The organism is Acidovorax bellezanensis (assembly GCF_025421555.1).
Classification (GTDB): Bacteria; Pseudomonadota; Gammaproteobacteria; order Burkholderiales; family Burkholderiaceae_C; genus Comamonas; species Comamonas bellezanensis.
The window spans coordinates 70,357-83,048 of record NZ_JAODYH010000008.1 but is presented as its reverse complement, the minus strand read 5'-3'; the positions used below and the strand labels follow the sequence as shown (position 1 = coordinate 83,048).

The 12,692-nt window shown below is 66.3% G+C and carries 15 protein-coding genes; 10 read left to right on the top strand and 5 right to left on the bottom strand.

Annotated elements, in window-relative coordinates:
- Window positions 1–70: 70 nt before the first annotated feature.
- Window positions 71–1,441 carry a dihydrolipoyl dehydrogenase gene (locus N0K08_RS17180; protein ID WP_261501625.1) on the bottom strand — a complete coding sequence of 457 codons (1,371 nt, stop codon included), beginning with the start codon at window positions 1,439–1,441 and terminating at the stop codon, window positions 71–73.
- A 50-nt stretch (window positions 1,442–1,491) separates the two neighbouring features.
- Entirely contained in the window at window positions 1,492–2,295 is an 804-nt protein-coding gene (locus tag N0K08_RS17175) for a sulfite exporter TauE/SafE family protein (protein WP_261501768.1), read from the bottom strand.
- A 203-nt stretch (window positions 2,296–2,498) separates the two neighbouring features.
- Between N0K08_RS17175 and N0K08_RS17170 the strand changes: the two genes are divergently transcribed.
- From N0K08_RS17170 to N0K08_RS17160, 3 genes are all read left to right on the top strand, one after another.
- Window positions 2,499–3,167, top strand: a complete 669-nt coding sequence (locus tag N0K08_RS17170; RefSeq protein ID WP_261501624.1) for a response regulator — start codon at window positions 2,499–2,501, stop codon at window positions 3,165–3,167.
- A complete protein-coding gene (locus tag N0K08_RS17165) occupies window positions 3,164–4,492 on the top strand; it encodes an ATP-binding protein (protein WP_261501623.1) in 1,329 nt (442 codons plus the stop codon). The genes N0K08_RS17170 and N0K08_RS17165 overlap by 4 nt, the downstream gene beginning before the upstream one ends.
- 97 nt (window positions 4,493–4,589) lie before the next feature.
- Window positions 4,590–5,636 carry a TerB family tellurite resistance protein gene (locus N0K08_RS17160; RefSeq protein ID WP_261501622.1) on the top strand — a complete coding sequence of 349 codons (1,047 nt, stop codon included), beginning with the start codon at window positions 4,590–4,592 and terminating at the stop codon, window positions 5,634–5,636.
- Window positions 5,637–5,652: 16 nt separating this feature from the next.
- Here N0K08_RS17160 and N0K08_RS17155 read toward each other — a convergent pair whose 3' ends face one another.
- Genes N0K08_RS17155 through N0K08_RS17145 form a run of 3 tightly spaced genes read right to left on the bottom strand, consistent with a single transcriptional unit; the run spans window position 5,653 to window position 7,212 of the window.
- The gene (locus tag N0K08_RS17155; RefSeq protein WP_261501621.1) at window positions 5,653–6,213 is read right to left on the bottom strand and encodes a TetR/AcrR family transcriptional regulator; all 561 of its coding nucleotides are present in this window, start codon (window positions 6,211–6,213) and stop codon (window positions 5,653–5,655) included.
- Window positions 6,210–6,746: a dihydrofolate reductase family protein gene (locus tag N0K08_RS17150; RefSeq protein WP_261501620.1), complete on the bottom strand. Its 537-nt coding sequence runs from the start codon at window positions 6,744–6,746 to the stop codon at window positions 6,210–6,212. Before N0K08_RS17150 ends, N0K08_RS17155 begins: the two co-directional genes overlap by 4 nt.
- Before the next feature lie 34 nt (window positions 6,747–6,780).
- Window positions 6,781–7,212, bottom strand: a complete 432-nt coding sequence (locus N0K08_RS17145) for a helix-turn-helix domain-containing protein (RefSeq protein WP_261501619.1) — start codon at window positions 7,210–7,212, stop codon at window positions 6,781–6,783.
- An 81-nt stretch (window positions 7,213–7,293) separates the two neighbouring features.
- Here N0K08_RS17145 and N0K08_RS17140 point away from each other — a divergent pair, with 81 nt between their 5' ends.
- The 7 genes from N0K08_RS17140 (at window position 7,294) to N0K08_RS17110 (ending at window position 12,641) form a co-directional block, all read left to right on the top strand.
- Entirely contained in the window at window positions 7,294–7,779 is a 486-nt protein-coding gene (locus tag N0K08_RS17140) for a DUF2938 domain-containing protein (RefSeq protein WP_261501618.1), read from the top strand.
- 110 nt (window positions 7,780–7,889) lie between these two features.
- Window positions 7,890–8,234, top strand: coding sequence for a hypothetical protein (locus tag N0K08_RS17135; protein WP_261501617.1), 345 nt, complete (start codon window positions 7,890–7,892; stop codon window positions 8,232–8,234).
- A gap of 321 nt (window positions 8,235–8,555) precedes the next feature.
- Window positions 8,556–8,708 carry a hypothetical protein gene (locus tag N0K08_RS17130; RefSeq protein WP_261501616.1) on the top strand — a complete coding sequence of 51 codons (153 nt, stop codon included), beginning with the start codon at window positions 8,556–8,558 and terminating at the stop codon, window positions 8,706–8,708.
- 251 nt (window positions 8,709–8,959) lie between these two features.
- Window positions 8,960–9,412 (top strand): type III secretion system chaperone, encoded by a 453-nt coding sequence (locus N0K08_RS17125; RefSeq protein ID WP_261501615.1) that lies wholly within the window; start codon window positions 8,960–8,962, stop codon window positions 9,410–9,412.
- 41 nt (window positions 9,413–9,453) lie between these two features.
- Window positions 9,454–9,879 carry a type III secretion system chaperone gene (locus N0K08_RS17120; RefSeq protein ID WP_261501614.1) on the top strand — a complete coding sequence of 142 codons (426 nt, stop codon included), beginning with the start codon at window positions 9,454–9,456 and terminating at the stop codon, window positions 9,877–9,879.
- 31 nt (window positions 9,880–9,910) lie between these two features.
- Window positions 9,911–10,339: a CesT family type III secretion system chaperone gene (locus tag N0K08_RS17115; protein WP_261501613.1), complete on the top strand. Its 429-nt coding sequence runs from the start codon at window positions 9,911–9,913 to the stop codon at window positions 10,337–10,339.
- 16 nt (window positions 10,340–10,355) lie between these two features.
- A complete protein-coding gene (locus tag N0K08_RS17110; RefSeq protein ID WP_261501612.1) occupies window positions 10,356–12,641 on the top strand; it encodes a hypothetical protein in 2,286 nt (761 codons plus the stop codon).
- Window positions 12,642–12,692 lie beyond the last annotated feature (51 nt).

Here is a 12,692-nt window from a genome sequence, read left to right as displayed (position 1 = left end):
GCTTTTCAGGCGCGGATGCAGCTCCAGCCGCTTTGTTGCGCCTGCAGGATGACTTTCAACGGGCGCGCCTTCATTTCCTGTGGATCTGGCTGGCGGCGGACTGCAGCGCGCCTTGCAGCATTTCTTCGATGCTGGGGTGGTAATAAGGCATGGCCAGCAGCTGATGGACGCTTTGCCCGGACTGAATGGCCCAGGCCAGCAGGTGCGCCAGATGCTCGCCCTGGGTCAAGACCATGCTCGCGCCCAGCAGCACGCCGGTCTGGCGCTCCACATAGACATGCAACAGGTTCTCGGGCGCGCCCAGCACCTTGGAGCGTCCGTTGCCGCTGCCTTGCGCCACGCCGATGACCGCATTCTGCTGCGCGGCGGCCGCATGGCCCAGGCCCACGCTGCACACGTCCGGGTCGGTGAACAGGATGGCGATGGGTACGCTGCGCGGCGCTGGCGTCCAGGCCTGGCCATTCAAATGGGCCAGGGCGGCTTGCGCGGCCATCTTCCCTTCGTCGGCGGCCTCGTGCATCAATGCCCTGTCGGGCTGTACATCGCCCGCGAAGAAGAGGGGCAGATCCGCGGCCCGCATGCTGACCGGGTCGATCCGTACCTGCCCCGATGCATCGAGGGGTACGCCGGCTGCCGCCAGATTCAGGGTTTCCGTATTGGGCGTGCGCCCGGCCACGACCAGGAGGCGGTCGACGGTGGCCTGGTGTTCGCCGGCACGCATTTGCACGCCATCCTCCGTCGGATGGGCTTCGACCGGTGCTCCCAGCCACAGCGGCAGTTCGGCCTGAAAGCGCGACAGCGCCCGGGCCTGGATTTCCGGGTCCTGGATGCCGCCTATGGTGTGCTGCTGGTCCGCCCCGACCACGTCCACATCCAGACGCGACAAGGCCAGGCCGAGTTCCAGGCCTATGGCGCCCAGGCCGAGCAGGCCTAGCCGCCGCGGCAGCGTTTCCAGCTCGAAGAGCGTGTCCGTGGTCAGGATGCGATCGGCCAGGCCGGCGAAGGCCTTGGGCACCACCGGGCGCGAACCCGTGGCGACGATGCAGGTGGCCGCGGCGATCTGTTGCTGGCCCACCTGCAGCAGCCCTGGCGCGATGAAGCGGGCTTCGCCCATGATCAGGCAGTCGCCAGCGGCCTTGCGCGTGCGCTCGGCCGCACCGCCAGCCAAGGTGTCGCGCGTCTGGCGCGCGTGTGCCCACAAGGCCTGCGGACCTTCGGCGGACAGCACGGCGCCGGCGGGCAATTGCCTGGCCGTGGCCCAGCGCATGCCCGCATGCAGGACCGCCTTGGACGGCATGCAACCCACGCGGGCGCAGGTCGTTCCCAGCGGTCCTCGGTCGATCAGCACCACGTTCTTGCCGGCCGCCTTCAGGGCGTGAAAGGCCGCCATGCCTGCCGTGCCCGCGCCGATGACGGCCACATCCACTGTGATTTTCTGCATTCCAATATCCTGTTGCTGAAGTCAAAAAAGGGGGCGGGGCCGGCGCCGATTCACTGTCCGATGCTGCGCAGCAGCATCATGGCCGCGACGCAGACGCAGGCCACGGCAAACAGCCGCTGCATCACCGAGGCAGACAGGCGCGGCGCGAGCCGGCGGCCGGCGAGCATGCCGGCGACCGCCGCCAGGGCGAACACTGCGCCCGGGCCGCTGGCCGACATGCCCTGGCTCCAGGCGACGGAAATCGTGACCCCCGACAGCAGCGCAATCACCAGCAAGGAGGTCGAGACGATGCTGTGCATGCGCAGTTCACTGAAATAGGCCAGGGCCGGCACGATGATGAAGCCGCCGCCCACGCCCAGCATGCCGGTGAACAGGCCGGAGACCACGCCCACCGCGGCCAGCGTGGCGGCGGTGCGCAGGTTCCAGACCAGGCGGCCCGTGTCTTGCGACACCTTGCAGACTTTCGTGTGCAGCAGCGCTGCTTGCGCGTCCGCAGCGGCGGATCGAGACGACTGGTACATGCGGTAGGCGGCCACCAGCATCACGGCCACGAACAGGCCGTTGAGCCATGGGGCGGGCAGGCGGTGCGCGAGGTGGATGCCCAGCGGCGCGGTCAAGGCGCCGGCGGCGGCCAGAACCATGGCCGCCTTGTAGCGCACAATGCCCTGGCGCAGGCCTTGCACGGCCCCCACGCCCGCGGCCATGCCTACAGCCAGCAAGGCCAGGGGGGCGGCGCTTTGCAAGTCCATCCCCAGGCCGAAGACCAGCGCAGGCACCGCAAAGATGCCGCCGCCGGCACCGGTCAGCCCCAGCACCGCGCCGATCAGCAGGCCCAGCAGCCCGCCCGTCAGCATGGCGCCCGCCCGCTGCTCACGGCACCAGGCCAAAACCGTACGATTCCCTCAATTCTGTGATGCGCTGACAAAGCCTGTCCTCCCCGTTGGCCCCCAGAGTGCCAGCCTTCGATTAAGCGAGACTTAAGCCCGCATGCGGCCCGTGGGCAGCCCGGAATCGGGCGTTAACATGGCTTTTTTGGGCAAGACAGGGCGGAGTCGGGATGCGGGTATTACTGGTCGAGGACGATGAGCTGATCGGCAAAGGGATAGTGGCCGGCCTGCGCAGGCAGGGCATTGCGGTGCAGCATGTGGGCACGGCCGCGCAAGCCCAGGCGGCGCAGATGGAGGAGCTGTTCGACGCCATGGTGCTGGACCTGGGGCTGCCGGATTGCGACGGCCTCGAACTGTTGGAGGTGGTGCGTGCCTTCGAGCCGGGCTTGCCGGTGCTCATCCTGTCCGCGCGGGACTCCGTGGAGCACAGGCTCCAGGGCCTGCACGGCGGCGCCGACGACTATCTGGTCAAGCCTTTCGATTTGCGCGAGCTGGCGGCGCGCCTGCATGCCCTGGTCCGGCGCACGCAGGGCCGTGCGGGCCACAGCATCACGGCCGGCCCGCTGCGGCTCGCGCCCGAGAGCGGCCAGGCGTGGCTCAGCGGGGAGGCCGTCACGCTGTCGCGGCGCGAGATGGACCTGCTGGCCCATCTGGCCGCCGCCAAAGGCGGATGGATCTCGCCCGAGCGCCTGAACGAGCGCCTTTACGGGCTCAACGAGGAAGTGCTGAGCAATGCGCTCAACGTCCACATCCACAACATCCGGCGCAAGCTGGGGGCGCAAGCGATAGAGACGGCCCGCGGACTGGGCTACAGGCTGGGCTGGGAGATAGCAGCATGAGCTTGCGCCTGAGGGTGGTGTTGATCACCGGTGTTTCGCTGGTGCTGCTCTGGGCGGCGGCCGCCGGCTGGATGATGCGCGGCGTGCAGACCCATCTGGACCAGACCCTGGACGGCCGGCTGGCCATGTCGGCGCGCATGGTCTCGGGCTTGCTCGAGCGCGCGGCGCTGGGGGCCGACGCGACCGGTGCCGACTTCAACGAGGCCATCCGCGTGCGCGGCAGCGAAGGCATTGCCTGCGAAATCCGCGCGCTGCAAGGCGAGGTCCTGGCCCGGACCAGCCCCAACCCGCACTCGGCTTTTGCCGATCTGGCCGAGGGGTTGAGCACACAGCAGGTGCAGGGCATGCCATGGCGCGTCTATGTGCTGCGCACCGGCGGCTACCAGATCACGACGGCCGAGCGCATGGAGCAAAGGCAGGTCCTGCTCAACGAAATGCTGCGCGCCGCCGGCGTGCCGTTTGTGATCGCCGTCCTGGGCAGTCTGGTCGCGTTGTGGATAGGCATTGGCCGCGGCCTGCAACCGCTGAAGGCCTTGTGCCGCCAGCTGCGCAGCAAGGAGATGGACGACACCACGCCCATTGCCGTCAGGAACCCTCCCAAGGAGTTGCGCACCGTGCTGGACGCCATGAACGCCTTGCTGGGCCGGCTGGCACAGGCGCTGTCCAGCCAGCGGGCGTTCACCGATGCCGCGGCGCATGAGCTGCGCACACCCTTGACCGTGATCGACACCCACTTGCAGGTCCTGCGCATGACGGACGGCGAGGAGGCGCAGGCCTCGCTGGCCAGCGCCGAGGCAGGCGTGCGCCGGCTCGGAAGAACGCTGGACCAGATGATGACGCTGGCCCGCACCGAAGCCAGCGTGGACAAGGCCGACGACTGCGAATCGGTGCTGGCGGCGGTCCGCGGCGTGCTCGGTGCCATGCCAGGGCCGGCCAGGGCGCGAGTTCAGCTCACGAGCGAAGGCGCCGATGGCGGTAGCCCCATTCCCCGGTCCATGCTGGAGGCGGCCGTGCGCAATCTTGTCGACAATGCCTTGCGCTACGCCCCCGAGCCCACGCACATCGCGGTCCATCTGCGGTTCGATGTGGCAGCCTGCGCCTTGACCGTGGCCGACCGCGGGCCGGGCCTGAGCCCTGAACAGGCGGCCCAGGTGGGGCGGCGCTTCTGGCGTGCCGACCAAGGCCGCCAGCGCCAGGACGGCTCAGGCCTGGGGATTTCCATCGTGCGCGCCATTGCCCAGCGGTTCGGCGGTGTTTTGACGCTCCAGGCCAGGGAAGGGGGCGGGCTGGTGGCGGCGCTGACGATTCCGCTGCGCGGGCAGTGAGCCAGGCCTTCCGTTACAGATCCCGTGCAAAGCCTGGAACCCTGGGCCGATTTCGTGCTCCAACCTGCTTCCTATCCACTCACTACCGACGGAACCCATGACACACGACGAAATCCGCGCGACCTTGATTCTGTGCCTGCTGGCCTCGTTTGCCGATGGTGAAAAGCATGACCGTGAACGCGAGCAGATTCGCCAGGTGGCCGAAGGCTTGGCGGGTGAGCAGGGCGTCAATCTGCCCGGCCTCTACCAGGACGTGCTGCTGCGCCGCGTGAAGCTGGAAGATGTGCTGGCGCAATTGAGCAGCACGGAATCGCGCCAGCTGGCCTATGAGATGGCGGTGTGCGTGTGCGATGCCGACGGCCAGACCAGCCCCAAGGAACAAGCCTTCCTGGCCCAGGTCCGCCAGGCCTGGGGCATGGGCGGCGCGGCGGCCGAGCCATCCGCGGTGGTCGGCACGGCCTGGGGGCGTGGCGATGGCAGTTTCGAGGCGCAGGCCCATGCCGTGGCCGATGCGCCGCTGCAAGCCGCCATGCCCGAAGCACTTTTGCCCCAAGGCGCGGCCGTGCCCCATCCCGCGGCAGCCGACGCCTTGCCCACCACGGCAGCGCAGCGGCGCCCGGGCAGCTTGTCGGCCGCGGAGATGGACAGCAAGATCGTGAAAGCCGCCATCATGAATGGCGCCATCGAGCTGCTGCCCGAAAACCTGTCCACGCTGGCCATCATCCCCTTGCAGATGCGCCTGGTCTATCAGATCGGCCAGAGCTACGGCTATGAGCTCGATCGCGGCCACATCAAGGATTTGCTGGCCGCCTTGGGCGTGGGCCTGACCTCGCAATACCTGGAAGAAGCCGGGCGCAAGCTGCTCAGCGGCTTGCTGGGCAAGGCCGGCAAGGGCTTGTTTGGCGGCCTGGGACGCCAGGCGGTGAGCAGCGGCATGAGCTTTGCGTCGACTTACGCACTGGGCCATGTGGCCAACCAGTACTACGCCGGGGGGCGGGCACTGTCTACCGACATGCTCAAGGACGCCTACCAGCATGTGATGCAGGATGGCCGCGAACTGCAGGCGCGCTACCTGCCGCAAATGCAGGAAACCGCGCGCGGCCTGAACACGGCCAAGATCATGGCCATGGTGCGCGGCGCTTGAGCGCCTGATCCAGGCCTCAGCCGCGGATGAGTCTTCCCAGCAAGAAGCGGATGGTGCCGCGGTAATCCGCGGTGGGGTCCGCGCCGGCGCGGGCCAGGGCAATGGAAATCGCGTGGCCATGCGCGTGGTCCACCAGGATGTCGCGGGTCATCTGTGCCTCCTGGGGGCTCAAGCCGGTTTGCTCCAGCAAGTTCGCCAGCTGTGCCGTGATGCGTTGCGCCTCTGCGCTTCTGGCCTCCTGTTGGGAAAAGAAGCTGATGAAGACATGCGGGTGTCGCGTCACCGCGGCGCCGTAGGCTTCAAGAAACTCGGTCAGCGCTGCAAGAGGTGATTCGCCTTCAGGGGGGAGTTGCACCGGGGCGAGGATGCTGTCGAGCAGATTGGCGACGAGGGCGCTGCGTCCGTCGACGTAGCGATACAAGGCCATGGGCGTGACGCCCATGGCGGCCGCAATCTTTCGAAGGCTCAGGCCCGAGGCACCTTCCTGGTCGAGCAGCGCCAACGCATGGCGGGTGATGTCCTCAGGGCTGACCACGGGCTGCTTGTTGGCGGGCCGCCCGGGTTTGCGCGCCGTCACGCGACCACCGCATAGTGCGATTGCACCAGCCCCGAGGGAAAGCTGTGCGTGCCGAGGTGCTGCAAAGGCAGCTCATGCGCAAGATCGCCAAACAGCGGCAAGCCACGCCCCAGAAGCCGCGGGATGCGGGTCAGGACGATGTCGGCAATCAGTCCTTCGCGCAGAAAGGACTGGATCAGCTGTCCGCCGTCCACATAGGCCCGGCGCCAGCCTTCCACGCCCACCCGCTCCAAGGCCTCGCGCGGCGAGCAGTTCCAGATGCGTAGCTTGCCGATCTGGTCTGGCGGCACATCGGCCTCGGTGAGCCTGCGTGAGAGCACGATGACCGGCTTGTCGAACGGCCAGTCGCCGAAGGTGCAGACCTTTTCCCAGGTGGTGCGGCCCATGATGATGCCGTCAACCGTGGCATAGAAGCGGTTGAAGCCATGGTCTTCGGCGTCCGCGCCGTTGGGGGTGAGCCAGGCGATGTCGCCATCTTCGCGGGCGATATAGCCGTCCAGGCTGGCTGCAATGAAGACGTGGGCAGTGGTCATATGCGGATTAATTATACGTAGTATATTTATTCCTTCACAGGCTGGCGCCGCCGTGCCCCGCCGCCAGCACCAGCGGCTGGATCTCCCCCGCGCCCGCGGCACGCATCAGGCGCTGGAAATGCGGGCAATCCAGGTGCCGCTCTTCGGGGCAATTCGCTGCGTGGCGCAGGCCGTCGCGCACGGCCTTCATTTGCCGGATGGTGCGGTCGATGGCATCGGCCTTGGCCAGCAACTTCTGCTTGTCGATGTGTGCCGCGCCGTCGGCATGGAGCATCTGGCCGATCTCCTGCAAGGAAAACCCCGCCGCCCGCCCCAGCGCGATGATGGCCAGCTGCTCCAGGATCCGCGGGCCGAAGAGGCGACGCTGGGCCTGCCGGCCTATGGAGTGGATCAGGCCTTTTTCTTCATAAAAACGCAGCGCGGACGTTGTCAAACCTGAGCGCCTTGCCACTTCGGAGATGTCCATATTCAGCTCTTGCGTTCAAGTGCACTTGAACCTCTAAAGTGAAAAACCTGAATGTAGTTCTTCGAAGAAAGCAGGGGTTTTATGGGTGATTCGGCTGCGATGGTGGTGCAGGTATTGGGGTTGGGGGCAGGGGCGACCCTGGTGATGGACCTGTGGTCCTGGCTGCTGAGGCGCATGGGCGTGGCCACACTGGACTACGCGATGCTGGGGCGTTGGTGCGGGCACTGGTTCAAAGGGGTCTGGTTTCACCGTTCCATCCAGGCGTCCGCCGTGGTCCGTGCCGAGAAGGCCTGGGGCTGGGCGCTGCACTACCTGACGGGATTGGTTTTTGCGGCGGCATTCGTGGCGCTGGTCGGCCCGCAATGGCTGGGCCAGCCGTCTCTTGCGCCTGCAGCCGTGTGGGGCGTGTCTACCGTGCTGCTGCCGTGGTTGCTGCTGCAGCCCGCACTCGGCGCGGGCATCGCCGCCGCCAGGACGCCACGCCCATGGGCCAGTCGCGCCCTCAGTCTGGGGACGCATGCGGTGTTTGGCCTGGGTTTGTTTCTCAGCGCCAAGGCCATGGCCTGAAGCGAGAGCCTCGGGGCTGGCGCGGGCTTGCAGTCTGTGGGCGTTGGCTGGCTTGGAAATGCGCGATACGGCGGCTTTCCAATGTGCGATCTTGGCGATAGCATGGTGGCATGAACACCGATACACAGGTTGATCTCTATCCGTGCCCTTTTTGCGGCAAGTCGCAGAACCAGGGACCCGTGCATGACGAGAGTTGCTTTTTCACGCTGAGTGAAAAGCTCAAGGCCGCTCATGGGCAGGATGCTGCCCTGGCCGAAAAAGTCGCGAACGCGTGGCGACAGCGCGTGGTGCCACAGGGCTACAAGCTGGTGCCCGTGGAAATCCAGCCGGGCCATGCCGCGGACTGGGGCCATAAGCAGGGGCGCAAGACAGCGGTGGCTCCGCAGGATGCGGCGGCTTTTTACGCGGACTTCGTCGAAGGCGTGGAGAGTCCCTGGGGGCGCCAAACCTCCTAGCCGCTCGGCCCGATGCCAGGGCGCAGGCCATCAAGGAGGCGGACTGTGGGGAATCCTTCTTCTTCATGGCCCCGCTTTGCCCCGCGGGGGAGGGCACATGTTTAAGCCGTATGCTGGCAGCTAGCGGTCATTTCGTCCTCACTGGTTAACGTGCAATGCAATGGACTCGACTGTAGAAGTGCGCGTCTATAGACCGTATTGAGTTTTCATGGGTGGATGTCAAGACGGCGTCAAGAGGGGCGCCGTCGTTACTTTTTGACATGATTCGAGGCTGTTGCCTGCGCCTACACTCGGCAGCGTCAGTAACTCACGAAAGCCCCCATGAAAAAACTCCTCGGATTGACTTTGTTGGCCGCCCTGTTGTCAGGCTGTGCCGTGTATACGCCCGGCGGCTCGGTGGTAGTAGACCCCGGCCAAGGTGGCGGCCGCGGTGGTTTTTGCCCGCCGGGCCAGGCGAAGAAGGGCAATTGCTGAAGTAGGGCGGCTTTTGCACCGCGCCCGCGGCGTCGGGTCAGCGGTGTGAGCAGGGCGTGATCGGCGCGGCGATCATGCGATACCAACGGCGTTCACCTCGGTCCAGTGAGCGCAGCCCATCCAGGACGTCCTTTTTCGGCGGACCAGGAGGGGCGCAGCAGCCTTTGTTCTCGGCCATGGAACTCTGGCGACCTACAGGTTACAGACACTACAGGCACGCCGGATTGGCGCGCTGCCCGTAGGAGTTTTGGATGCCTCATGAGCCTTATCTCATTTTGCTGGACGCGCTGGCGCAACATCTGCGTGGCGTGGACTCGGCGGCTTTCGTTCAGGCGCAATGCCTGGTCATCGACGGAAAGCGGCTTGATTTTCTCCTGGAACGTGATTCCTTCGATGCGGCGGAAGACCGGCTGATCGTGCGCTGTGAGGTGCGGCGCTTGCCTGAGGCCGCTTCCGAGGCGGTGTGCCGTCTGCTGCTGCAAGCGGACAACCTGTGGGCAGGTACGCGTGGCGCCACGCTGGGCTTGCTGGGCGACGACGTCGTCCTCTTGAGCGAGTCGGCACGCATTGCCTCGCTCGATGGGCCGGGGCTGGCGGCTCTGGTGGCAGGCGTGCACCGCCAGGCCGCGGCCTGGGGAGGCAAGCTGGACCGCGCGACCCGATCGGAGGTCACCAACGCTCTGCCTTTGCATGCGCGCGCCTGAGTCAGCGCGGGTTCTGCCTTTTCTGCCATGAGGTCACACATATGACATCAGACGAACAATACCGCGCAGCGCTTGCCGCGCTCGCTTTGGAAATCGGCGTGGACGCCCAGGCCCTGGCCGTGCGCGAAGAGCTGGTCATCGACGGGATTCCCGTGGGCCTGTCGCGGGTCCAGCGTGCGGGTGGCGATGCCATCCAGGGGGCTTGCAAGATCGGGCTCCTGCCACGCCAGCCTTCGGTGGCCTTGCTGCGCCTGCTGCTGCAGGCCAACACGCAGGGGCGCGCCACGGGTGGGGCCACGCTGGGCCTGCAGCATGCCGCCGACGAGCTCGTGCTGGCCAGCGTGCATCCACTGGACACGCCGCCGGCGGCGCTGGCCCGCGGCTGCCGCACGCTGGTCGAAGTGGCGGCTGTCTGGGCCGCCGCCGTCCACCAACCCCTGCCGGTCGCCGCGACCGCCGCAGCTTGATTCGCCATTGAATCCCCCATAGGAATACACCATGACCCGTTATCAGCAGTTGCTCGAAAACTACGCCCGTCTGGCCGGCCTTGAGCCTCCGGCCGAGTTGCTCTCCACCCAGGAGTTGCGGGTGGCAGACCTGACGGTTGGCTTCAACGCGGAAGGGGGGGAGGACAGCGGCAGCATTGTCTTCTTCACCAGCCTGGGTTTGCCTGCGGCGCAGATGCCACGTGAGCAGTTGCTGCGGCTGATGCTGGAAGCCAATGCCTTGTGGGTCGGTACCGGGGGCTGCACGCTGGGCCTGCAGGCCGATACGGGAGCGGTGCTGCTGTGCGCGCGGGCGCCGCTGGCGCTGTGCGATGCGCCGGCGCTGGTGGGCGCGATCGATGCCTTTGTCGACGTGGCACTGCTGTGGCGCGAAATCGTGCAAGGCCGTCACATGATCGATCTGCCGGTTCTGGCAGCCTGAGGAGCGGGAGCACAGCATGCCGAACATTTCCAGTCCCCTGGGCGCTGGCGGCGCCCCTTCCTGGCCATCCCGGGATTCCAATGACAAAGCCGAGGCTTCCTCCGCCGTGCAGCCGGGCCGATTGCCGGCAGCCGTACCCGGCACGGGAGACCTGGGCGGGAGGATTTTGACCCTGGGCAGCGGCGAGTCCCACGCGCAACTGCAAAGCGATGCCCGCAGGGCTTCGGCCGACAATGTCATGCCGGAAGACGATGACATTTTCCACGACTGCAAGGTGATTGACGGGCCGCCCCTGGATGTGGAAGCTGCCCCCCTGACTGCAGCGAATGCACGGGCGCGTCAGCAGACCGAGACGCAGGAGCAGGAGCAGCAGGCCGGGATTTTCAACTGGTTCCTCAACTCAGTGGGTGACGCGCTGGGCAACGTGTTTTTCGGGCATGGCGTGCCGGACGATGATGGGCATGGCGTGCCGGACGATGATGGGCATGGCATGCCAGACCATGATGATGAGCAAGACATATCGAGCATGGGGCCCACGCCCCTTGATCTGGTGTCGGGCGTTGCTGGGTCCGTCATGTCCGTGTTTTCCAAGGCTGAAGGCTTGCCCGCCGAGACCCCCAAGCCGTTGACCGTGGCCCAGAAGAATGCAGCCCGGCTCGAGGAACTCAATGGGCAGATCGATGATCGATTGCACATGCTGGATGTGCAGCTGAAGAAAATGGGTGCGGCCACCGAGCACTTGCATGCGCCTGCCCGGCGGAACTCGGCGCAGCTGGGGATTTACGGCAATGTGCAGTGCTTCAATTACACCGTTCGCGGCTACTTGTCCGCAGCCGTCCCCTTTCTGGGGAAACTCGCAGCGGTTACGGGTGCGTCTACCGCAGTGACGGCAGTGGCTCCATTGGTGGGGGGGCCGCTGGTGGGTGCGGGTATCAAGGCGACGGCGGCGCTGACCGGCGCGTATGCGGCAGGAAAATCGATACAGAGTCTTCCCGGGGAGGCGACCGCCAGCGGGGGGGATGCTCTCACCAAGACGGTTTACGAGGAACTCGACTTCTTGCTGACGCAGCAGAAGAATCTGTTGGAGCAGGAAAGCGCCCGTACGCTGCAATCGCAGCGCATCGAAGGCGGGATCGAGACGCGCAAGCTGCACATTGTTCAATTGAAGACGGAACTGGCGCAGCTGGCGCAGTTGGGCAAGCCGGAATCGGTCGCTGTCGGCGGTGTCCCGTCCAGTGCGCCGCGCCACAGCGTCGCGCTGGGCAGCGGAGCGCAGCGCACACAGACATTGAGCGTGGTGGCGCATGCGCGCGATGCGTTTGCCACACTCTTCGGGCCTATTGGACGCAGTCTGGCCAGCGTGGGGCGCTTCATCTCCAGCCTGCCCAGCTTGCCCGGCCGTCTGCTCGACCGCTGGGCCGCGGCCAAGCAGGAGCAGGCCTATATGGACAACCTGCTGCAGGTGCTGGGTGGGCGCCGTGACAACAGCCTGGTGGGCGTTGTCGGGGCTGGCGCCATGGTGCGTGCCGAGGGGGTACGCTCTGTGCTGACGGACGCGGAGATCGACGCGCAGCTGCACATGGGTGAGAACCTGGTCCGCGCGCTGCAGGAGGAGCCCAGCGCGAACTTCGGTCGCGTGCTGTACAAGCCCGCGGGCAGCGCGGCGGGGCATGCGGTTGCGGCCACGCTCACGACGGCACGTGCGATCGCCTGGTATGCCGAGGCGATAGCCCACGCGCCCGTCGGCACGGGTGGCCTGGCGTCCCGGATCACACGCAATGCAGACGGCAGCATGACCGTATCCGACCCCGGAATGAAGCTTTTCAGTTTTCTGCGCAGCGTACCGACGGCATATGCGGCGGCTGGCGGCGACCCATCCACTCTCCGGATCGACGATCACCGCCAGGGGATGCCCGGCGCAATGAATGGCATGGAGTTCAAGCAGGTGCTGGACGGGGCGGGCAATCCCCAACTGCAGCTGGCGTTCACGCAGGGGCTGGGCACGCCGGTCTTCAAGCCGCTGGCCAACGAGAAGGCGGTGATTCTCAGTGCCAGGAAGGCGATTTTTCACGCAAATTCCGGCCAGTTGCCGCAGCCGCTGTCGGACTTCTCCCTCTGGACGCAGGATGAACGGGAAGCGCATGTCCAGCGCACCGAGGCCCGGTTGAAGGAGCAGCAGACGCTGCTGGAGCTGGACGCGCAGCAGCTTGAAAGGCTGCAGGATTGGAGCGATCCGGAATTCCAGGCCGGCGTGTTGTCTTCGAGGCAGCCGTCGGCGGTGGGGAACAGGCCGCAGGGCTGACGCCAGCGCGAGGGGCGAGCAGGTATTGCGCGTGAGCGATGGAACTAATAC